17 protein-coding genes are annotated in these 22,425 nt (G+C 47.1%); all 17 read left to right on the top strand.

The genetic code is table 11. The features are described 5' to 3' along the window. Positions 1-204: 204 nt before the first annotated feature. Entirely contained in the window at positions 205-462 is a 258-nt protein-coding gene (locus DFQ00_RS06405) for a DUF1146 family protein (RefSeq protein WP_110895615.1), read from the top strand. A gap of 527 nt (positions 463-989) precedes the next feature. Beyond that, positions 990-2,333, top strand: a complete 1,344-nt coding sequence (murA, locus tag DFQ00_RS06400) for a UDP-N-acetylglucosamine 1-carboxyvinyltransferase (protein WP_146236133.1) — start codon at positions 990-992, stop codon at positions 2,331-2,333. A 519-nt stretch (positions 2,334-2,852) separates the two neighbouring features. Next, positions 2,853-4,250 (top strand): stage II sporulation protein D, encoded by a 1,398-nt coding sequence (spoIID, locus tag DFQ00_RS06395; RefSeq protein ID WP_110895612.1) that lies wholly within the window; start codon positions 2,853-2,855, stop codon positions 4,248-4,250. A 190-nt stretch (positions 4,251-4,440) separates the two neighbouring features. Continuing rightward, on the top strand, positions 4,441-5,178 hold the full coding sequence (gene spoIIQ, locus DFQ00_RS06390; protein WP_110895610.1) for a stage II sporulation protein SpoIIQ: 738 nt from the start codon (positions 4,441-4,443) through the stop codon (positions 5,176-5,178). A gap of 171 nt (positions 5,179-5,349) precedes the next feature. Beyond that, positions 5,350-5,637, top strand: a complete 288-nt coding sequence (gene spoIIID, locus DFQ00_RS06385; RefSeq protein WP_024632710.1) for a sporulation transcriptional regulator SpoIIID — start codon at positions 5,350-5,352, stop codon at positions 5,635-5,637. Between the two features lie 220 nt (positions 5,638-5,857). Next, positions 5,858-6,856, top strand: a complete 999-nt coding sequence (mreB, locus tag DFQ00_RS06380) for a rod shape-determining protein (protein ID WP_110895608.1) — start codon at positions 5,858-5,860, stop codon at positions 6,854-6,856. A 100-nt stretch (positions 6,857-6,956) separates the two neighbouring features. After that, on the top strand, positions 6,957-7,841 hold the full coding sequence (locus DFQ00_RS06375; RefSeq protein WP_110895606.1) for a flagellar hook-basal body protein: 885 nt from the start codon (positions 6,957-6,959) through the stop codon (positions 7,839-7,841). An 83-nt stretch (positions 7,842-7,924) separates the two neighbouring features. Next, a complete protein-coding gene (locus tag DFQ00_RS06370; RefSeq protein ID WP_110895604.1) occupies positions 7,925-8,752 on the top strand; it encodes a flagellar hook-basal body protein in 828 nt (275 codons plus the stop codon). Between the two features lie 11 nt (positions 8,753-8,763). Next, positions 8,764-8,991, top strand: coding sequence for a DNA-directed RNA polymerase subunit beta (locus DFQ00_RS06365; protein ID WP_110895876.1), 228 nt, complete (start codon positions 8,764-8,766; stop codon positions 8,989-8,991). Positions 8,992-9,511: 520 nt separating this feature from the next. Next, positions 9,512-9,943, top strand: coding sequence for a 3-hydroxyacyl-ACP dehydratase FabZ (gene fabZ / locus DFQ00_RS06360; protein ID WP_110895602.1), 432 nt, complete (start codon positions 9,512-9,514; stop codon positions 9,941-9,943). 177 nt (positions 9,944-10,120) lie between these two features. Next, on the top strand, positions 10,121-11,842 hold the full coding sequence (locus tag DFQ00_RS06355; RefSeq protein WP_110895600.1) for a phospho-sugar mutase: 1,722 nt from the start codon (positions 10,121-10,123) through the stop codon (positions 11,840-11,842). A 196-nt stretch (positions 11,843-12,038) separates the two neighbouring features. Further along, complete coding sequence (locus DFQ00_RS06350; protein ID WP_110895598.1) at positions 12,039-14,060, top strand: DUF5693 family protein; 2,022 nt, start codon at positions 12,039-12,041, stop codon at positions 14,058-14,060. Next, the gene (gene csaB / locus DFQ00_RS06345; protein ID WP_110895597.1) at positions 14,036-15,334 is read left to right on the top strand and encodes a polysaccharide pyruvyl transferase CsaB; all 1,299 of its coding nucleotides are present in this window, start codon (positions 14,036-14,038) and stop codon (positions 15,332-15,334) included. The genes DFQ00_RS06350 and csaB overlap by 25 nt, the downstream gene beginning before the upstream one ends. Positions 15,335-15,341: 7 nt before the next feature. Continuing rightward, the gene (locus tag DFQ00_RS06340; RefSeq protein WP_174812174.1) at positions 15,342-16,100 is read left to right on the top strand and encodes a WecB/TagA/CpsF family glycosyltransferase; all 759 of its coding nucleotides are present in this window, start codon (positions 15,342-15,344) and stop codon (positions 16,098-16,100) included. Between the two features lie 381 nt (positions 16,101-16,481). After that, the gene (locus DFQ00_RS06335) at positions 16,482-17,609 is read left to right on the top strand and encodes a glycosyltransferase family 4 protein (protein ID WP_110895593.1); all 1,128 of its coding nucleotides are present in this window, start codon (positions 16,482-16,484) and stop codon (positions 17,607-17,609) included. Positions 17,610-17,775: 166 nt separating this feature from the next. Beyond that, positions 17,776-21,744, top strand: coding sequence for an S-layer homology domain-containing protein (locus DFQ00_RS06330; protein ID WP_110895591.1), 3,969 nt, complete (start codon positions 17,776-17,778; stop codon positions 21,742-21,744). A gap of 194 nt (positions 21,745-21,938) precedes the next feature. After that, on the top strand, positions 21,939-22,280 hold the full coding sequence (locus DFQ00_RS06325) for a hypothetical protein (RefSeq protein ID WP_110895589.1): 342 nt from the start codon (positions 21,939-21,941) through the stop codon (positions 22,278-22,280). Positions 22,281-22,425: the final 145 nt, after the last annotated feature.

Genomic DNA, 22,425 nt, shown 5'->3' with positions numbered 1-22,425 from the left:
TTGAAGTGGAAATCAATGTAATTGACAAAAGATAGTGAAACAGCCTATATTCCTTAGAGTCAGCAGATGATCCTGCAATCCAGGAGTAAAACTGACAGCTGAAACGGCATTCGTGCTCCGAACACTCCATCTACTAACATGTTATGGGTGTTGGGCATATGATATGCTGAATCGCTGCAACAATCGAGGTGGAGGTAAGAAGGTATGGTTAATGATCTGGCGAACCAGGTGAACCAGACTTTGAGCACGAACAGCTTGATCTCAATGTTAGTCTCTCTTTTATGTATAGCGATTTCCTGGTGGGCGTTGCAGAATCTGAAATTGGATTTGGTCATCAGACAACCAAGAGGTGCTCAGGGAAGACTACTGCATTTGCTGCTCGCCATTATTTTGGGGCATGCCGTGGCTGGCTTTGTCATTGACTACTTGTCATGGACACAAATGCTCAAAAATTTGTTTTAATGTTGAGATGGTTGGTTAATCATCTGTTAGGTTCTTCAAGCGGCTCAATGTCGAATAACATCGATTAATTGTGTTAACAATTAGAGTATGAGTTGGCGATCCAGAAAATAAGAAAGAAATGTGAACAATTATTTGGATGGATTTTCAATGTTTTATGTAAAAATGCTTGTATCGTTTAATTCAACAATGTTATGATGGAAGTTAGGGAATTCACAATTTTTCTTTAATTATGCAAGTTATAAAGGGGATACCCGGTAACAACCGGCTAAAAATCATCCCATTTGGTCTGTTTTGATGCTTTGCAGGGCTGTATGATGTTTTACAAGCTATGGAGCAGCATGAACAGAGCACTATGCAAGGTATCATTGATCATGAATTATACAAACCAATTCTTTTCTGAACAGACATCTGAGCAACCATGCCAGAATATGTCGAAATTCCACACACAGCAACAGTCCTTTCTAACACAGTGGGGCTTACGTATTCCGGAATGAGGAAAAGGGAATAAAAGCGCGGAGGGAACCATGATGAGCAAATTTATCGTCCGCGGTGGCAAAAGATTGACCGGAAGTGTCAAAGTTAGCGGCGCTAAAAATTCTGTTCTTCCGATCATCGCTGCCTCTCTCTTAGGGGAAGAAGGACAAAGCGTTATTATTGACGCACCTCCTCTAGACGATGTGATGACGATTAACAAAGTGTTGGAATCGCTGGGAGCGGGAGTTACATACCGGGACGAAGTGATTACTGTGAATGCGGAGAATCTGACTTCTTGTGAAGCCCCGTATGAATGGGTTAGTAAGATGCGGGCGTCTTTTCTGGTCATGGGGCCTTTGTTGACGCGTTTGGGTCAAACAAGAATCTCATTGCCTGGAGGATGTGCGATCGGTACAAGACCGATTGATCAGCACCTCAAAGGGTTTGAAGCCATGGGAGCCGAGATCAGCTTGGGCCAGGGTTATATCGAAGCACGTAGCCAAGGGCGGCTGCGCGGTGCAAAAATTTATCTGGATGTGGCTTCCGTAGGTGCCACTCAAAATATTATGATGGCTGCAACTTTGGCTGAAGGTGTAACAGTGCTGGAGAATGCTGCCAAGGAACCTGAGATCGTTGATCTGGCTAACTTCCTTAACGGAATGGGAGCGAAAGTTCGCGGCGCAGGCACAGGTGTGATCCGCATTGAAGGTGTGGAAAAGCTGTCTGGTGTCAAACATACGGTCATCCCGGATCGCATTGAAGCAGGCACATATATGGCCGCAGCTGCAATTTCCGGTGGAGACGTTTATGTTGAAGGTGCAATCTCCGATCATCTGGGTTCTGTTATTGCCAAGCTGGAAGAGATGGGTGTAACGGTACAGCCGGACGAGAACGGTGTACGTGTTATTGCGGACCGTCCTCTCAAGGCGGTAGACGTCAAAACATTACCATACCCAGGTTTCCCGACAGATATGCAATCGCAGATGATGGCTTTGCTGCTCGCATCCGAGGGAACCAGCGTAGTAACGGAGACGGTGTTTGAGAACCGCTTCATGCACGTTGACGAGTTCCAGTTGATGAATGCGGAGATCAAAGTTGAGGGACGTTCGTCCATCATTACGGGCAATGCCAAGCTGAAGGGTGCCAAGGTGACAGCTACAGACTTGCGTGCAGGAGCTGCTCTGATCATTGCTGGCTTGGTAGCTGAAGGTACGACCGAGGTTGGCGGTGTGCATCACATCGACCGTGGTTACGTACATCTGGCAGAGAAGCTGAATGGTTTGGGTGCAGATATTTACCGCATTTCAGTGGAAGAGCCTAAGCTGGATGCATCCAAAGCACCTAGCGAGAAGGTTGAAGAAGCAACAATGTTCAAAGTACAGCCGACTTGGGTGTAAACAGTCTGTTTACCTGATCTGTTAACGATAGTTAAGGGTCTGGTCTGCAAACGATCATCAGGCTAACAAGTATTACTCGTATGGCCACAGCAATGTGGATTGCGGATACGTGTGAAGATGAATACTGGAATCGTTATAAGCTAAGCCTCTGTGCTTAGCTTTTTTGTGCTTTTATTTTCCGATGTAATATAAGAAAAGCTCGTCCGCTAAGGACCTGATTCTATTAATAGCTGGTCCTAACTTATATAGTATAACTGACAATTCTGTACGGATTCTGAACAAACTGAGAGGGTATTTGCGAAGTGTCTTTCGGTGAGGAGGTGCTGTGGGAAAGGCGCTACAGTAGTGATTAGAGGGTGTTGGTATATTATGGGCAAGGTTAGTTGAATCCTTCCACAAAGCTCTCGTTTCTCTCAAACCTGGTTCTATCAGATCAAGCAAACTCATACCTTAAACTATGGATTAGACAAAAGAAAAACCGGGCACAATCCGGTGATGCATAACGGAGGGTTAGCTTAGATGAAAGAAGCTCGTGTACAGGTGAAGATACCTGTTGTCCCGCGATCGGGGATGCAGGATTTGGAGGAGAGCCCTGCTTTGAATGTGGAGAAAGACAAGCCCGTTCCACCTTTAGCTATATCTTGCGCTCCAGTGAAGGAAAGAAGCTCAACGGTCCAGATGGTGAAGACGAATCGTTCCGGGGGCGTACCTCTCTCAACGGGGCATACTCCTGCGACAGGAATGAAGCAGCGTGCTGAACAGCAGGTGCACACGCCTGTCATTGAATTTGATGCGTTCCAGAAGGTGAAAAAGCGCCGTATGCGCGCTTTTGGTCGCAAGCGCTGGGGACGTAACCCCGGACGCTGGCAGCCTGCAGCAGCAGTATCTGTACTGCTCGTGCTGGCGTTAGCAATCCCCGTCATTCTGGTCTGGCCACGAACGGGCGGACAGGTTAACTCTGTGCCCTCTTCATCGGGTGTAAGCTCCGCAGGCGGACGTACTCAGGTTCCTGCGCCAGCCGTGTCTGCAGCCTATACCGAACCGAATGTGCGTGTATACTTGTCAGCTGCAAATACAACGATGAAACTGCCACTGGAGGACTATGTGACCGGGGTTGTTGCAGCGGAGATGCCAGCAGAATTCAAGCTGGAAGCACTAAAGGCTCAAGCCATTGCGGCCCGCACCTTTATCGTAAGAAGGCTGGCTGCGAACGATACAAGTGGCGTGCCCTCTGGTGCGGCAGATGTTACGGATACGATAAGTCATCAGGTATTCATTCCACCAGATCAAGTGAAGGCAGAGTGGACCAGGCTGGGCAAAGTGAAGGAGTGGGAGAAGCTGCAGCGGGCGGTTCGCGAAAGCCGCGATGCTGTTATGACCTATGATGGCCGGGCGATTACTGCCTCTTTCTTTTCCACCAGCAATGGTTATACAGAGAATGCAGAGGACGTGTGGGGCAGCGTGGTGCCGTATTTGAAAAGTGTGGATAGTCCGTGGGATAAACAGCTGGCACCAGGCTTCAAAGAAACGGTTACGATGAAGCGCAGTGAAATTTTGCAAAAATTGAATCTGGATAGTATTCCAGCAAGTGTACAGCAGAGTGGTTCATGGATGAAGGTAGTCTCTACTACGCAGGGTCATCGAATTAAAGAGATGCAGATCGCAGGTGAAACGTTCAGCGGCCCGGAGGTCCGCAAGCTGCTCGGCTTGAGATCCAGCCAGTTCAGCTGGCAGGTAGAGGGTGACGAGGTACAGATCACGACGTATGGATACGGTCATGGGGTGGGGATGAGTCAGTGGGGTGCGAATGGCATGGCACAAGAGGGACACACCGCTACTGAAATACTGAAGCACTATTACACAGGAATCTCTTTTGGACAGGCATCCAAGATGCTAGCCTCAAAGCAGGGGGAGTAAGTATGATGTTTCTCTACCTCCCTCCCATTCCGTAACGTTCGAGATTCGGTTATTTCGAGATTCGGCTATATTATGTGTAAAGTGAGAGCATAACATATATAGCACTCTTTGAAAGCGGCATGAAAATTTTTAGAGTCGCGCGTGTATAAAAGAGTTGTACCCGGTAACACTTGTTACTGAGGTGATCAAGATGAATGAACAAAACAACAAAAAAACAGTCCAGGAAGAAACTCCTAAAACAACGCAAGGAGTACCGGCAGCACAGCCCTCTTCATGGAGAAAAGCAATGTCCAAACGTTGGGTTTTCCCGGCAGTTTACATCGCAGCAGCAGGCATTATACTAACTCTAGTGTGGGTCTATCAGGGAACAGGCGACAAGGCGCTCAACCCGGACTCTGCTAAAGAATCAGTAGAAACAGGCGCAGCGATTAACGGGGGAACGACAACAGGTGGCGAGGAAAGTGTGGAAGTGGTTGCAAAGTCGGAAAATTTCGTATGGCCCGTATCATCCCCTTCTGAAATTTCAGTTGTGAAGCCTTTCTACGATAACGAAGCTTCCAGCGAGGAACATGAGGCGGCAATGGTGCAGTACAATGATACATTTATTCCAAACACAGGCGTGGATCTGGCTCGTGGGGATAACAAGACATTTGAAGTCAAAGCAGCACTCAGCGGCAAAGTTACACGTGTTGAGCAGAACCCGCTCACAGGTCAAGTGGTGGAAATTACTCACGGCGATAACCTGAAGACGGTATATCAGAGCCTTGCGGACGTCAAAGTAAAACAGGATGATGAAGTGAAGCAAGGGGATGCGATTGCATCTGCTGGTGTGAGTGAGCTTGGCAAAAACCTGGGGAACCACCTTCACTTTGAAGTGTATGAAGATGGTCAGCCTGTGAACCCGCAAGGATATCTTCCGGAAAAATAAATGATTTTTACCGCAGCAACCGTATGAGCAGGGGTGTATAACCTCTGCTTTTTTTATGTTTTTCAGAAAATAATGGGACCTTCGAAGCTTGTCACACCTTTAAACCGCGAATATATAGGCATGCTCCTCATATAATGTACCAAACTATCCACACAGTAGGGAGGCGGGAGCGTGCACGATTACATCAAGGAACGGACCATCAAAATTGGTCGATGCATTGTTGAGACGAGAAATACGGTCCGTACCATTGCCAAAGAGTTCGGCGTATCAAAGAGTACTGTGCATAAGGATCTGACGGAGCGGTTACCGGAAATTAACCCTGATCTTGCTGACCAGGTCAAACACATTCTCGAGTACCACAAGTCGATCCGTCATTTGCGGGGCGGTGAGGCGACCAAAATCAAGTACAAAAAAACGAGTGGTAAAAAACGTGAGGTGCTGGCTTCCGCTAAATCATAAGCATATTCTTCAAGAACTAGGCCAAAAAGCTCACAGCATGGATTGAATCCCTCCCCTGAAGTATGATATGTTAAAAGCTGGTACAGGATCGAATTATGACATCTTATCAGCCCGATTTTTACATATATATGTTGCACTTTGTCGAACGAGCGGTGACGTGATAAGACACTCTTTTTCACAGGATACGCTGACCAAATAATATCACTTTGGGGGCTCTTTTATGTTTAGCAAGGATATCGGTATTGATCTTGGCACGGCGAACGTGCTTATTCACGTGAAAGGAAGCGGAGTTGTTCTCAATGAACCTTCTGTCGTGACCATTGAAAGCGATACGAAGCGGGTCCTTGCTGTCGGGGAAGAGGCGCGTCGTATGGTAGGGCGTACGCCGGGTAACATTGTTGCCATCAGACCGCTGCGCGACGGCGTTATTGCGGACTTTGAGATTACGGAAGCGATGCTGAGACATTTCATTAATCGTGTAGGGGCAAGAAGCTGGTACAGCCACCCGCGCATTTTGATCTGTGCACCTACGAATATTACTTCCGTAGAACAGAAGGCCATCCGTGAAGCGGCCGAGCGCAGCGGTGCCAAAGAAGTATTTCTGGAAGAAGAGCCGAAAGCGGCAGCCATCGGTGCGGGCATGGATATTTTTCAGCCGAGTGGTAATATGGTCGTGGATATCGGCGGCGGAACGACTGACGTTGCAGTCCTGTCTATGGGCGACGTAGTCACCGCCTCTTCTATTAAAGTTGCAGGGGACAAGTTCGACGAAGCCATTACCAAGTTTATCAAAGCAAAATACAAGCTCATGATCGGGGAACGCACAGCAGAGGATATCAAAATCGCGATTGGTACCGTGAATGCGGCTGCACACAAGGCCGAGATGGACATTCGCGGTCGGGATATGGTAACAGGTCTGCCTGTGACCGTAACTGTGTCGGCAAATGAAATACAGGAAGCGCTATGGGATTCCGTGCAATCTATTATCGCTGCCGCCAAATCGGTACTGGAGCGCACACCGCCTGAGCTGTCTGCGGATATCATTGACCGTGGGGTTGTTCTGACGGGTGGAGGCGCATTGCTGAACGGACTGGACGAGCTGTTATCGAATGAATTGCATGTACCGGTATGGGTTGCAGAGGACCCCATGCACTGTGTGGTTAAAGGCACAGGCATTATGCTGAATAATTTGGATCAGGTCGTTAAGAAAAAGTTCTAGTCTGCCGATATATATAGCAACAGGTTTACCTTCGGGTGAACAGAACGGACAAACAGCGGTCTGCGTTGCAGGACAACCGTTTGAGGAGAGGGGTTCATTCATGTTAAGAGGTCTGTACACTGCTGCTTCGGGGATGATTACAGAGCAGCGCCGCCATGACACAGCGACACAAAATATCGTCAATATGAACACAACGGGATATAAACAGGTGAACAGTGTAAACCGTGCTTTCCCGGAAATGCTCATTACGTTAACCGGCGGGGGTGCCAACCTGCCTACTAAGCGGCTGGGCAAGCTGAACTCGGGTGTATTTGCTGAAGAAAGCTTGTCGATGAATGTTCAGGGTGCTCTCATGGAAACGAAGCGCAAAAGTGATTTTGCAATCTCCTCGAATCTGAGTGTAAATGATCCGCAGACAAGACAGCCTGTGCAGTTTGATGCTTCCGGCAAATTTGTACGGGCAGACGGAACCGTAATCTATCAGCCCCAGGCGTATTTTACAGTTCGAGATGCGAACGGCGACACACGTTATACACGTGATGGTCATCTGGATGTGAACGGAACAGGTCAATTGCTTAGTTCCACTGGCGCTCAAGTGCTGGATAGCAACGGTCAACCCATTGTATTGACAGGCGCTGTAGAGAAATTTAAAGTGGATGAGCAGGGCCGCCTTGTGAATGCTGATACGGGTGTACCAACAGGGGTTACGCTCGGCATCAACATTATTGACCAGCCGAACCAGCTGGTGCGTCAGGGAGACGGTAACTTTAGCCTGAATGAGGATGCGGGTGCAACTGCACGTGCGATGGCTGCTACCGATAATGTGCAGATTCATCAGGGATATCTGGAAGGCTCCAATGTGGATGCTTCTCAGGCGACTGTGGACATGAACGCTGCGTTCCGTGCCTATGAAGCGAACCAGAAGGTTGTTCAGTTCTACGACCGTAGTTTGGATAAAGCCGTTAATGAAGTTGGCCGTGTATAAACGCTTGGCAGCAGATTGATATAACTGTATAGCGATGGGCTGTATGCCCTTTGCGAAGCACACAGGGGAGGTTAGACTATCGCATGAACAATTCCATGATTAGTGCCAAGGTGTCCATGACCGCGATTCAGCAGCGGCTGGATGTCATTTCCGATAATATTGCTAATGTGAATACGGCAGGCTATAAGAGCAAGCAGGCAAGCTTTGAGGATGTGCTGACTCGTGTGCAGCAGCAGGATGACAAGTACAAGCAGGATGGACGCTCGACGCCAATGGGATATAACTTGGGCTTTGGTGCCCGGCTGGTCAATCTCACCAGAGATATGTCCCAGGGGAGCATGAAGGAGACAGGGAATCCGACAGACCTGGCTATTGAAGGTGATGCGCTGTTTGCTGTAGAGGCTAACGGTCAGAAGATGTGGACACGTCAGGGTGCGTTTCATTTTGTGCCGGATATGCGTCCTAACGCCCAGGACCAGATGGTGCTCGTGAATGACCAAGGTTATTTTGCACTCAATCGTCAAGGACAGCCGATTACGGCTTCCAGAAATAGCACAGTTGCTTTTGATGAGAAAGGCAATTTTCTGGTGCGCCAGCCTAATGCAGCGAATGCTGTCATTGCTGGACAACTGCAAATGGTGGATGTAGAGCGTCCTGATGGGCTAGTACAGCTGTCAGATAATCTGTTTGGATTGGACGCAGGATTAACCGAGAACGATGTGTTTGGGGCTAATGCGGCAACACGTGAGCCTCAGGCGTCGATTCGCACAGGTTTCCTTGAGCAGTCCAATGTAGATATGACACAGGAGATGGCACTGCTCATGCAAGGACAGCGGACATATCAACTAGCGGCACGGGCGCTGACGTCCAGTGATTCCATGGCGGGTCTTGCCAATAATATGAGAGCATAAAGGTGAATGGGATGACAGAAACACAGCAGCAGAACAGCAAGCCGGAACAGAAGGAAGTCAAGAAGAAAAAGAAGAGCTGGTGGCGCATCGCGAGATGGTTCCTTATTCCGATTCTGCTTGTTCTTGCCCTCGCTGGCGGAATGGTCGCTGGATATGTGGTGCTGGGCAAACAGGATATCGGTTCCATATGGCAATGGAGTACATGGAAGCATGTCTATGATCTGGTATTTGCTCCATAAGATAACGAGTTCAGCGAAAACTCCTGCACAGGCAGGAGTTTTCTTTTTGGTGTTGAAAACAGTATAATGATTGGTGTTGAGAACGGCTTAGTGATGGAGGATGTGTAACGTCAGAAGAGGCCTCCCCTGCGATAGACTTGCTGTCATCGCGAAGAGAGACCCCTTATCTCAACCTTCACTACTGCAGTCATGAAGGATATAACTAGTGTTAACCCTTAAACCGCATTTCATACAATGAAAACGAAAATGCAAATGCAAATGAAAACCATTTATATGAGGCTCGACTTGATCATGCTAGGTTAATGGTTTACGCACTACAGTAAGTGAAGGGAAACGAAACGTTCAAACGAAGCGAAGCGTTCGCGTTTGTCCCGGAATTTTACCCATTGAAGATGGGATCAGGAAAATTCAGGGACAATGGCGATCATCGAACGATCTGTTACCGGAACGACCTCAGTGAGTACCTGAAAACTTTATGATGGAGAGCCCTCGTATAAACACCCCGAGAGGAGATTATATTGTGCTAGATATCAAACAAATTCAGTCCATTATCCCGCATCGCCCACCGTTCCTGCTGGTGGATCGCATTCTGGAGATGGAGGATGGCAAGCGTGCTGTTGGTTTGAAAAATGTAACGATTAATGAACCGTTCTTCGTAGGTCATTTCCCGGAATACCCGGTAATGCCAGGTGTACTGATTACGGAAGCTTTGGCTCAGGTTGGTGCAGCAGCGATGCTTAATCTCGAAGCAAACAAAGGCAAAATCGGCTTTTTGGCGGGACTGGATAACTTCCGTTTCCGGGGACAAGTTGTGCCTGGAGATACATTGATCCTCGAGGTGGAGATCACACGTCTGAAGGGCTCTATTGGCAAAGGACAAGCAACAGCTCGCATCAACGACAAGGTCGTTGCTGAAGGCGAGATTATGTTTGCACTGTCAGACCCTAGCTGATTACATAGGCATAGAGGATACCTATAGGCTGTGCAATGTATTTTCACATAAACGGCGACTATACAGGTTGCTTTGTCGTCCGAGTGTACGTGTGAATTTCTTTAGTTCAACTTATGACTATGCAGCGCAGCTACGCTGGTCACAGAATTTTATATAGACGGAAGGGGCTTATTGGATATGGAACAGTTAAGCGCAGCAGCAGCCGAGACGTTGCAGCAATGGTTGGAGGATGCTTCTATTGATGAAGCAACGAAGCAGGAGCTTCGTGATCTGAAGGATCAACCCAAAGAGCTGGAGGAGCGTTTCTACAGAAATCTGGAGTTTGGTACAGGTGGATTGCGTGGTGTGATTGGTGCCGGCAGCAACCGGATGAACAAATATACGGTCGGCCGTGCAACACAAGGCTTTGCCCGATATTTGCTGGAGCAGCATGGGGACAAGGAAGGCAAGCCTTCGGTGGTCATCGCTCACGATTCCCGTCACTTCTCACCTGAATTCTCGCTGGATGCGGCGCTTGTACTGGCGGCTAATGGCATCGTAGCCAAGCTGTATCCATCCCTGCGCTCGACACCGCAGCTATCCTTCAGTGTGCGCCATCTGCATGCCACCGGGGGAATCGTTGTAACGGCGAGCCATAACCCGCCGGAGTATAATGGATACAAAGTGTACAACCACGAAGGCGGTCAGCTGGTTCCGCATGAGGCAGAGAAGGTTATTCAATATATTCAAGAGGTGCCTTCTCTGGCTGATGTGAAAAAGCTGACGCGTGAAGAAGCCGAAGCACAAGGTCTGTTGATCTGGCTTGGTGAAGCAGAAGATCAAGCTTTTGTAGACACCGTAGCAAGCCGCAGTCTGAGCCGTGAGCTGATTCAATCCGGCATCGGTCGTGACTTCAAAATCGTATATACCCCGCTGCACGGCACAGGCAACCTTCCGGTTCGCCGCGTACTGGAGCAGATCGGATTCGAGCAGCTGTATATCGTTGCCGAGCAGGAGCAGCCGGATGCCGAATTCTCCACAGTAAAATCTCCGAACCCGGAAGAGCGCGAGGCGTTCACGCTGGCGATGAAGCTGGGTGAATCCGTTGGAGCAGACATTCTGATTGGTACAGACCCGGATGCGGACCGCATGGGCGCGGTTGTGAAAGACAAGGATGGCAAATATTTCGTCTTGTCCGGCAACCAATCTGGTGCCATTATGGTACATTATCTGCTGAGCCGTCTTCAGGAGACAGGTACGCTGCCTAGTAACGGTGCTGTAATCAAAACGATCGTAACAAGTGAGATGGGTGCAGTGATTGCTCAGCATTACGGTGCAGAAGTGATGAACACCCTGACTGGCTTCAAATATATTGGTGAAAAAATGAACCAGTTCGAAGCAACCGGAAGTCATACCTTCCTCTTCGGATATGAAGAGAGTTATGGCTACCTTTCCGGCAATTATGCCCGTGATAAGGATGCAGTGCTTGCCTCGATGCTGATTGCTGAAGCGGCTGCTTATTACAAGAGCCAAGGCAAAACACTCTATGATGTGCTGCAGGAGCTGTACAGCCAGTTCGGCTACTTCCTGGAGAAGCTGGAGTCCCGCACACTCAAGGGCAAAGACGGCGTAGCGCAGATTCAGGCGAAAATGACCGACTGGCGCAGTAATCCGCCACAGGAGGTTGCCGGCATCGCCGTGCAGGATGTGCTGGATTATTCCCTGGGTCTGGACGGGCTGCCGAAGGAGAACGTGCTGAAATTTATTTTGGCAGACGGTTCATGGTTCTGCCTGCGTCCTTCTGGTACAGAACCCAAGATCAAAGTCTACTTTGCTGTCCGTGGCGAGAGCCTGAGCGATGCAGAGGGTCGCGTAGAGCGTTTGGCATCAGCCGTGATGTCTCGTGTAGACGCACAATAAAATCAAGCGTATTGCAATAACAAGATGAGAAGGCCTCTCCGCACCGTAAGGTTGGTTGGCGGAGGGGCTTTTCTTTGAAATAAAAGTGCAAGTGTGCTGGCATATAAGAGAGCATGTTAACACATGCTGAGACTAACCCCCTTCGGGGGCGGGCAAGAACAAGTTTACGGTTCCAACAACTGAGGAGGTACATGTAGTGCGTCAAAAATGGCTTTTATGGAATAATGCTTCCCGGAAGTGGTTGTGGCTTATCGTTATTATCGGTTTGGTAGCTTCCATTCCTGTCATCCGTGATCGGGTGCAGACAGAATCTTCGGCCAATAAAGTGGAGCTGGTCTTCAACTATCGGGGACTGCTGGATATTTCCGCTTACCAGGCTCATCCCCAGGATTTTATTGATCAACAAACAGCGCGGCTGAAAGAGGCTGGCGTGACAACAATGGCGGTATTTGAGAGCACGCTGGATGAGCTCAAGAAAACACGTCGCTTAATGGTGTACTCCGGTCAAGACATTGCGAATATGACGAAAAGCATTATCCCTTCCAATGCGAACTATACATACGTGTTGTTCACGTCGGAAGAGAACGCAAAGACCTACACCCCTATCATTGAACAAACGTTCGCTGAGCGTCAGATTCCTGTTGAACCTTGGGAATATGAAGGTCGCAGCGGCTTAATATTGCAGACACCACCAGAGAATGCCAACATGCAACCCATGCAGCCCGATCCGGTTGCAGTGAAAATGCTGCGTGATAAAGGATTTCATATTTTACCTCGTATCTCTGACACAGTACCTTACAACCAGCAATCAATGGAGCGTTTGCTGACCTTCTTCGAGGAGAATGGTGTGACACGTATCCTGTTTGATGGGGATGCAGTCAAAGGGTACAATGATAATGCAGAGATGAAAAGCCTGGAACAGTTTGCTCAGTTGCTGAACAAACATCACATCGGTCTGGCTGCCATTGAAAATCTCAAGAAGCCGCAGGCTGGATTCCAGACGCTGGCTTACAAAATTGATTACAACGTAACCCGTCTGTACTCGTTAAGTGATGCAGATGCGAATCTGACGGTGGATACGATTGCTGACCGTTTCGTTCTGGCAACGAAGGACCGTAACATTCGTATGATTTATATGAACGCTTCGCCAAGCCGGAATACGTCCAAAGCGGCGATTACGGACCCGATTGACAATCTGATCCACAGTCTCGGTGAGCCGGGACATGCGATTGAACGTATGGGCAAACACGGCTTTGAGCTTGGGCAAGCGGAAGCATTTACGGTGAAGGATTCGTCCATTCAGCGTTATGCGAAGCTGATTGCGCTCATTGGAGCAATCGCCTTGATATCACTTATGATTTCTTATTTTGTACCTGTAATCACGATTGCTGCATTCCTGCTTGGATTGGTGGGCAGCGCAGGTCTCTTCCTGCTGAAGCCAATGCTGTTAGAGCAGGCCATTGCCTTGCTGGCCGCTATATCCGCACCAACCATTGCGATGGTGCTGGCAGTTCGCACCGTTAATGCGCAGCAGCTTCGTTACCCGGATGCCCCTGCGGGTCGCCGTTTGAAACAGACTATTGTGTTGTATGTAAGAACTTCAATTCTTTCATTTGTAGCTGTACCTTTTGTGATTGCGTTGTTGAATAACATCACGTACAGTCTGGTGATTAACCAGTTCCGTGGTGTGAGCCTGCTGCATTTTGCCCCGATCGGGCTTGTAGCGCTCTACATTGTGTTCTACCGTGGCTCCGGTTCTATCTCTGTGAAACAAATCAAGGATATGCTGCGTATGCCAATTAACGTTCTGATGGTTGGACTAGCTTTGGTTGCTGCTGTTGTTGGATTTTATTATTTGAGCCGTACAGGCAACTCCGGCTCGGTTACGCCGTTTGAGATGTTCTTACGTACAACGCTGGAGGATACCTTTGGAGTGCGGCCGAGATTCAAAGAATTTGTGCTGGGACACCCGCTGTTTATCGTTGGCGTGTTCGCCGCTTTGAAATACCGTAAAGTCATCTTTGCGCTGATTATCGCTACGATGGGTCAGCTGTCCATGGTCGATACATTTGCGCATATTCATACACCGGCTGTTCTGTCACTGATTCGTGGTGTGATGGGACTCGGACTTGGCTTGATCATTGGTATCATCGCTGTGGGTGTGTGGCAAGTTGCGGAAGGATGTTGGAAAAAATGGTCCCCACTTCTAAAAAGTTAGTCATTTCAGGATACTACGGATTTCGCAATAGCGGAGACGAGGCTGTGCTGAAGTCTATCCTGACCGCATTGGAGGAAGAGAGTCAGCGCTCCAATGTGACCATTGAACCGATTGTGCTCTCAATTGATCCCGCATGGACAAGCTCCATGTATGGCGTTCGCGCTGTGCACAGGATGAAGCTGAAGGAGGTTCGTGAAGCGCTCAAGGAGAGTGATGGACTCATCAGCGGCGGCGGCAGTCTGCTGCAGGATGCAACGGGATTGAAGTCCATCCCTTATTATCTGGGTGTGATCAAGCTGGCTCAGTGGTTGAAAAAGCCTACATTTATCTACGCTCAGGGCATTGGCCCGGTGAATCGTAAAATATTTAACCCGATGATCAAATCGGTATTCAAGTCCTGTACGTATGTATCGGTTCGGGACGAGCAATCTGCGGATTATTTGCGCAGACTGGGACTGAAGTGGAATCAGATTCACGTTGTACCTGATCCGGTGATGGGACTGCCGTTGCCGGAGAAGACAGCGGTATTGAGCGAAGGCACTGTGCCTTCTGCTGTTGCCACAGGTACTGCTGCTGATGCAAACCGCAATGTTGCTGCTGAGGATGCTGGTGCTACCAGCACTGTAACTACCCACGATGCTTCTGATGTAGCTACTGCCGTTGATGCTACGTTGGAGCAGGACGCTATTTCTTCAGGATCTTCCGAGGTGAAGCATGTCAAGCTTCCAGTCATCGGCGTGTCTGTTCGATTCTGGGAAGCGGATCGCAAGGAGCTGACGGCTATTGCTGCCGGATTGAAGAAGCTGGCTGCGAAGAAGGCGGTGCATCTGCGCTTCATGCCATTTCATCTTCCTGACGATGTACAGGCCTCTCGTTTTATTATGGAAATGCTCGGTGATATAACCCGTAAAGGCAGTGAGATCAGTATCACAGAGGACCTCACCGATCCTCAATTGATGCTGGAGGAAGTAAGCCGATGTGATCTGATGATCGGTATGAGATTGCACAGTTTGATCTATGCAGCCTCCCAGTACGTTCCACCAGTTGGTATTTCGTATGATCCCAAAATTGATCAATTCCTGCTTCGACTGGAAAGTGAACCTGCGGGCGATACCGGCTCATTGGATGGCGACAAGCTTGCCGAGCAGGTAGCTGGATTGCTGGATCAGCGTTCACAGTGGCTGAAGCAGCATGAGGAGCGCATTACGGCGTTGAAGCAGGAGGCCAGAGAGCCTGCGAAGCAAATAATTACCTATTTAGGCCGCAAAGGATGAGATAACAATGAGTCAAACGGGATCTATTCCTACCGTTTCGATCTATGGTATTCCTTTTTCCAAGTTAACGATGACAGAAACGGTCGATGCGCTTGAACAAGCCGTGCTGTCCAGACAGCCGCATCAGATCATTACAGCTAATCCGATTATGGTTATGGCTGCACTGGAGAAACCGGCGATGATGCAGGTCATGCAGGATGCCGATATGATTGTTCCCGACGGAACCGGCGTTGTATGGGCAGCCAATTATTGTGGTGATCCAGTAGCAGAGCGCGTTCCAGGATTTGATCTGTTACATGAATTGCTTCGAGTTGGAGAAAACTATCGGTGGGGCGTGTACTTGCTTGGCTCCACACCTGAAGTGATTCAAGCTACCGCAGATCGGTTACAACAGCAGTATCCGGCTATTCGTATTGTGGGTTATCGCGACGGTTTCTTTGGTGCTTCTGAGGATGAGCAGGTTGTCGCTTCTATTCGAGAGGCGGCACCGGATCTGTTGTTTGTCGCTCGGGGTGCTGATACACAAGAACCCTGGATTCACAAATACAAGCATGAACTGCAGGTTCCCGTTACCATGGGGGTTGGCGGCAGCTTTGATATCATCTCTGGCAAGATGAAACGCGCACCCAAGCTGTTCCAGAAGCTGAGACTGGAATGGTTTTATCGTTTGCTTCGTGAGCCTAGCCGTGCTGGACGTATGCTTGCGCTCCCGAAATTCGTTATCAAAGTGATGCGGGACAAAGAAAACGTGACAAAAGCCCGTTAAAAACAGGTAATTACGAGATAAATGCGTGTTTTTGCTAGAAATTGAAGATAGCTTTTCACAGGTGATCAGCGTATAATTCATTCCGGCACACGTGTGCCACTCCATCAAAACCGGATTTGTTGCACATAACCACTCCGATGTCAGAATAACCTTCTGATCGCCCTTATGCCCAAATTTCTGTTTATCCTTGCTCAAGGATGAAATTCGGTGATAAATGCGAACGCTGCGCTTCTACAGGTTATTTCTGCCCTCTCCGTTAAAAGTGCAATATCGGATTTTCATCAACAGTGACAAACAACATTTTTTTATATATAGAAAGAAAAAGAGAACAGGGGATTTATAATTTTTGTACGGTATTATAATTGGGGGTCGAATGTTCAAATGGTAGCGATCTTTATCATTGGATTTCTTGTGTCAATGGGACTTGCATTAGCTCTGACACCGCTTGTTAAAAAGTTCGCAGTCCGCATTGGCGCTATGGATACGCCAAACGCACGTAAGGTGCATACCCGGATTATGCCGCGTCTGGGCGGTCTCGGGATTTATCTGGCTTTTATCATTACGGTTGCAGCGTTGCTTCCATTTGTATCCTCCTGGTTTACCACCAGGGATATGAGCTTTGTCAGTGCATTTCTGATTGGGGGTACCATTATTGTACTGATTGGTGCACTCGATGACCGTTTTGAATTGTCTGCCAAAGTGAAGCTGCTCGGTCAGATTGTGGCCGCTTCGGTTGTCGTTTTCGGTTTTAACATTCGCGTAGACTTCGTGAACATTCCGTTTCAGGATGCGTATTCCTCACTTGAAACGTGGGTGTCCATCCCGCTGACAATCCTCTGGATTGTTGGGGTAACCAACGCCATTAACCTGATTGACGGACTGGATGGTCTGGCTGCTGGCGTGTCCGGTATTGCCATTGGTACGATCGCAGTGATGTCTTTCCTGATGGGCAATACGATGATTGCGCTGATGTGTCTGGTGCTGCTGGGCAGCATTATCGGCTTCCTGTTCTTTAACTTCCATCCGGCGAAAATATTCATGGGGGATACGGGCTCGTTATTCCTTGGTTTCTCCTTGGCTATGCTGTCCATGCTCGGCTTCAAACAGATTGCCGTGGTGTCCTTCATTACACCGCTGATCATTATCGGCGTGCCGCTGTCGGATACACTCTTTGCGATTATTCGCCGTGCGGTACAGCGGAAGCCGATCTTCTCACCGGACAAAGGTCATTTGCATCACTGCCTGCGTGAGCTTGGATTCAGCCACCGTCAGACGGTGTTGATTATTTACGGTATTGCTGCTTTCTTCGGTGTACTGGCCATAATCCAGTCCTCTGCAGCAATGTTTGAAGCCAACTGGGTGACCTTCGTTGTCATCTGTATCATGATGTTTTTCCTGCAAGTGGGTGCAGAGGTCATTGGTCTTGTGAGCAAAACGAGAAAACCGGTCATCAACTTCCTGATGCGTATGCGTGTCAAGCTGAACCCGCAGACTCGTTCCAAATCTTAAATAGATTTATAAGGATTACTGCTATTGTTGAATATCATTTCAGCCCCAAGTCTTATCCCATGTGGATAGGGCTTTTTTGTTTTTTTTGAGATTTTTACTAAATAATTGGAACCTTTTTGCCGATAAATAACGGTAACTGACTTAAAAAGAGGAGAGATGATACGTAATGCAACAAAAGAAACGGCCGTTGGTCTGGATCATGTTGGTCACCATGGTGCTCTCATTGTTCCCACAGGGTCTATTCGGTGGGGCCGTTGCTTCGGCTGCGGACGGTGACACGACGGGATCTAATGCCTATTCAACTTATTTCACACCCGATATTAAGGCACTGAGAGAAACTTCCGTTTTATCTTTGATCGATAAAGTGACGGGGAAAGCATTCCTTTCAAGAAGTAATGCCTATACAACAACGACATCAACGATTAGTATTTCAGGCTCCTACTCCTTTGTATCCAAAGATACAATGAAAGTAAAAGTGGAGCAGTTAAATTCGACTATGGATGGCGGGGTAAGCAAATGGGTACCTGATGCAACCAAGTCAATCACTACTGCAGTGACAGCGGACAGCAGTGGTAATAACAAATTTAACGCAAATAATCTTACATTGTTTCCGGGTTTTAATAAAATTACCTTTTTAGGTGTGCAGGGTTCTGTAGAACGCTCGGATACATTTTATATTCTATATGACCAGGCTCCGTATATTGAGAATTTTAAAATATCGACAGTTGTTTCCGGTGGTACTGGAAATGCAACATATGATCTGAACGCTGGTTCTGAAACGGTCGTTAATACGGAGAGAGTTTCCATTCAAGGTAAGGTACAGAATGCAACTCAAGTTACAGTTACCGTAAATGGGGGCGATTCTTTCGACTCCTCTATGCTTCAGGATGGCTCGTTTTTCTTGCCTCAGCTGAAGCTGACAGCAGGAATGAATACACTTAAATTTAAAATCTCAAGCGCATCTAATTCAATAGAGACGGAGCGCTCCGTTTATTATTTTGACAAAAATCAGCCTTTTACAAAGCTTGATGTCACCGTTGGTACAGAAACACAATCTATTCTGAATGAAGCTAATCCCAATTTTACTGAAACAGGACAGACTCAAGGGAAAATAAAAGGTCAGGTTCTACTGCCATATTCGGCAAGTAATTCTGATTTTAGCCCAACCAATGGCTCGATCGTGATATCCAACAGTAATCTGAATCAAACCACGCCGATTGTATTTCGAGTAACGGACTCAATTACAATTGCTGGAGCAGATGGACTCAGTCTGGAGTATCGTCTGGTGGATTTTGAAGTGGATACAGCGTTTAATATGGAAATGGTTGATGGTGGAACCGATGTGAAGAAAAATCAAGAGGTGAAGGTTAACTTAACCTACGGTAACTTCAGTACAGGTTTTGTGGGTGGATACATCTATTCCCCAGGATCTCAAGATATTCTGAACATGTACTATCTTCCTGACTATGCTTCTGGACCGGTAGAATCCAAAACGAAGCTTGATGGTTCCCGAGTGAAAAGCGACACCTTTTTTATCTTGGTAGAATCAAGTAAGCCAATTAACAGTGCGACTCTTATTGGTGAATATCTGCCTACGGGAGTAACCAAATTAAAAATCGATGCAGTTCCAACTACAAGTAATATGGCGTTAACAGCCAATCAGCAAATCTACAAAATTACCGGGTTTGTGAGCGGAGAACAGCAAGTCAGATTTTATTATGGTAAACCAACCGATTTGCCAAAAGTAGCTAAAATATCGTATTCATCTGTGAGCTCCATCTATGTAGAAAATTTACAAGACGGACAAACCTATAGCTTTGATTCCAAGAGTAAAGAGCAAACGATGGTGGTTACAGGTAAATTTATTGGTTTCAAGACACTGGGAACCAACTTTACGCCAGAGCTTGTAGTCAACGGTAAGGTTCTTAAAAAGGACACTGACTATGTAGAAGTTACAACTGGATTCCCTAATGACACTGGAGATTTTTCAATTAAATTGAAAGTATTAAAAGAAGGTCCTATCGTTTACGGTGAGAATACCATCGTCATTCGTGCTGTTGATGAGGATGCGAATAAACAGCTAACAACGATAACTACGACACTAAGAATTAACGTAATTGACACAAATCAGTCAACAATCAAGACGTTTATGCCTACTTTGGTTCCTAAGGATTCAAGACAACCTTTTGTCGATAAAGCCCTAACCAGCTATACCCAAGATGAACTGAAAAAGATTTTTGCAGTAACACCTGAATTTGCATTCAAAGAAGACAAGTATGTAACAAGCGAAGAGTCTTATGATCTGGTTGTAAATGGCGGCGGTGCACAAATTGCCAACGTATACTTCGGCTCCAAGCTGGTTTTCACCCATACCCAAGCAACAGATCGAGTGCTAGAAACGAACAAGCCGGGTAATGATGGCCTGCCGACGTATGATTTTGTAGGTAATGAAAATCAATTTTTCATTCGAATCCAGAATCAGAAGTTCGATGCTCCGGGAACACACGTATATACGCTCGAGCTGATCAACAGAACGGGTGCAAGAACAACGCAAAGACTTGAAATTGTACGCGAGCCTTCTTCCTATCGTATCCTTGCTCCGCAGCCAACGGTTGGAGACAAAATTGTGGTTAATAAAAACTTTGTAAGGTTTGATATTGAAGCTGAAGGCGCCACTCAAGTTGTAATTGATAAGCAGCCTGCGGTAAAACGAACGGATTCGAACAGTCGTTTTGTATTGGATTACGTTGGTCTCAAACCTGATAAAAATAACGCGATCAAAATTCAGATCACTCGTCCAGGTGGAACAATCAATGATACTGTGAATGTTTTTTATACATCTACGATCACAACCGATACACAGTATATGGCCCCGAAAGTAGCAAATAAGTATACTGTGTTTAACAAGAAAGTGCAGCTATCCATGCCAAAAGGAACGGTTCTTCAATCTACAACAGTAAGAAATATGACGAAGTTCTATCCAGATAACAAAATACTTTTCGGTATAGCTGATCCGGATAAAGGGATCGTAGAGCGCAAAAATGATTATGGTAACTGGATTGGTTCCCCAGATGAAGGTAGTGAAAACGCACAGAGCTTTATTACAGTATCCCCTGAGCTCTCGGGCTTGTTCAGTTCTACACTGAACACAAACAACTTCACACCGATCTCCGAAATTTACTGGATTCATGGTGGTATCGGTGAATTGGGGGATAAGGGTGAAAGTGGTTATAGTGCTGGGACTAACGGATTGTCTCCGTATAGCTTGGAAGGGAATTTCACTCAGTATGCAGCAGAGCGAGTGCTGACGCCTTCCCTACGGGGAAGTCTGACTATCACGTATGATCCTTCCATCGTTGACGATGTGGGTTCAACCATCACGGTATTCAGATACTCGGATAAAACAAATGTAGGTAAGTGGGTACCTATTGGCGGGATCGTGGATACGAAAAGCCATACTATCACAGTTCCGTTTGATGAGTTTGGTTACTACAAAGTCATGAAGCTAAGCAGAAGTTATCCAGATATTACAAATCATCCATGGGCACGTAATCTGCTCAATGCTCTGTATTCCAAAGGTATTATGAATCCGCTCAGAGCAAGTTCATTTGGTGCTGATGACCAGACCACTCGTGGTGAATTTGCGACTTTGCTTGTTAAAGGGCTGGATATACCTTTGAATTATGCTAATCAGCAAACCTTCCAGGACGTCTCTACCAACACGAAGTCAGACCGCTGGACCTATGAGGCGATCGAGACTGCGGCACGTGCAGGTATTGTACAAGGGCTGAGTGATGGTTATTTCCAACCTGAAATGCCAATTACCAGAGAACAAGCATCTGTGATGATTGCTCGTGCTATGAACTCCAAATTAGCTACGAACGACAGCAAGCTTGCAGCAACACTCGGAAAATCGTTCCTTGATTCAGGATCAATCGAGTATTACGCACGTCCTGCGGTGCTTGCCGTTACGAAAGCGAAGATTATGGAAGGCAGTCCAGTTACCGTACCGGGCTCAACCAAACAGCAGTTCCAATTCAATCCTAAAGGCAATATGACCCGGGCAGAAGCAGCTAAAATTGCTGTAGAACTGCTCAAGAAGAGTACCAAGTTATTCCCTAAAAATTTAAGTTAAGCTGTGTGAACGTCATAAAAGACCTGTCCCTTGGACTAGAGGGAGGGGTCTTTTATGCCTGTTTTATAATTTGGTCCAGATCCCTTTTATAATAGAAGAAAACGGATTTTTACCAATAACTATTTTTGTAATTTGCTAGAGATTAAGATACAATAGCAACAAATACACAATGATCTAGAGGGTGAAGTTAGCTTATGAAACCGATTTATTCGAAGTCCCAGCTGGGCTACATGAAGGCAAAGACACAGTTCGAGAAGCAAGCAGTCATTCTGGAGAAGAAACTGGAAGATACACGTAAGACACAGGAGATCACTCAGGAGGTTATGGAAGGGCTTGTTCAGACGACTGGCTTCCATGATGCCTATAATAATCTGGTTCTGGCAGAAAATGATCTGATTGAATGGTCTCATACAACCATGAAGCATGAGAAGACGTATCGGGAGAACAGACTGGCGATTGATGATATGTATCTGAGATTGAACAGTGATCCAAATATGCGTGCGCAGATTATTGAGCTTGCGATGAAAATTCGATAATCTAGAGAATGTTATAACAGAAGGAGGGCCAATGAGGCTCTCTTTTTTTATTTGGAAAATTGTGAAATTTGTCGCTTCACTGAAGAAAATAGCGGGTATAAATAAACGTTCCACACAATTCCTACTCCTGTTGCTTTTAGGTGGA

Source organism: Paenibacillus barcinonensis, from assembly GCF_003217495.1.
In the GTDB taxonomy this organism is placed as follows: Bacteria; Bacillota; Bacilli; order Paenibacillales; family Paenibacillaceae; genus Paenibacillus; species Paenibacillus barcinonensis.
Note: the sequence above shows the minus strand (reverse complement) of the source record. Positions and strands in the feature narration are given on the sequence as shown.

What these genes read in the sequence shown, in the direction of transcription:
- DFQ00_RS06405 (WP_110895615.1), top strand. Translation starts at nt 205, where the DNA reads ATGGTTAATGATCTGGCGAACCAGGTGAACCAGACTTTGAGCACGAAC.
- murA (WP_146236133.1), top strand. Translation starts at nt 990, where the DNA reads ATGAGCAAATTTATCGTCCGCGGTGGCAAAAGATTGACCGGAAGTGTC.
- spoIID (WP_110895612.1), top strand. Translation starts at nt 2,853, where the DNA reads ATGAAAGAAGCTCGTGTACAGGTGAAGATACCTGTTGTCCCGCGATCG.
- spoIIQ (WP_110895610.1), top strand. Translation starts at nt 4,441, where the DNA reads ATGAATGAACAAAACAACAAAAAAACAGTCCAGGAAGAAACTCCTAAA.
- mreB (WP_110895608.1), top strand. Translation starts at nt 5,858, where the DNA reads ATGTTTAGCAAGGATATCGGTATTGATCTTGGCACGGCGAACGTGCTT.
- DFQ00_RS06375 (WP_110895606.1), top strand. Translation starts at nt 6,957, where the DNA reads ATGTTAAGAGGTCTGTACACTGCTGCTTCGGGGATGATTACAGAGCAG.
- DFQ00_RS06370 (WP_110895604.1), top strand. Translation starts at nt 7,925, where the DNA reads ATGAACAATTCCATGATTAGTGCCAAGGTGTCCATGACCGCGATTCAG.
- DFQ00_RS06365 (WP_110895876.1), top strand. Translation starts at nt 8,764, where the DNA reads ATGACAGAAACACAGCAGCAGAACAGCAAGCCGGAACAGAAGGAAGTC.
- DFQ00_RS06355 (WP_110895600.1), top strand. Translation starts at nt 10,121, where the DNA reads ATGGAACAGTTAAGCGCAGCAGCAGCCGAGACGTTGCAGCAATGGTTG.
- csaB (WP_110895597.1), top strand. Translation starts at nt 14,036, where the DNA reads ATGGTCCCCACTTCTAAAAAGTTAGTCATTTCAGGATACTACGGATTT.
- DFQ00_RS06340 (WP_174812174.1), top strand. Translation starts at nt 15,342, where the DNA reads ATGAGTCAAACGGGATCTATTCCTACCGTTTCGATCTATGGTATTCCT.
- DFQ00_RS06335 (WP_110895593.1), top strand. Translation starts at nt 16,482, where the DNA reads ATGGTAGCGATCTTTATCATTGGATTTCTTGTGTCAATGGGACTTGCA.
- DFQ00_RS06330 (WP_110895591.1), top strand. Translation starts at nt 17,776, where the DNA reads ATGCAACAAAAGAAACGGCCGTTGGTCTGGATCATGTTGGTCACCATG.
- DFQ00_RS06325 (WP_110895589.1), top strand. Translation starts at nt 21,939, where the DNA reads ATGAAACCGATTTATTCGAAGTCCCAGCTGGGCTACATGAAGGCAAAG.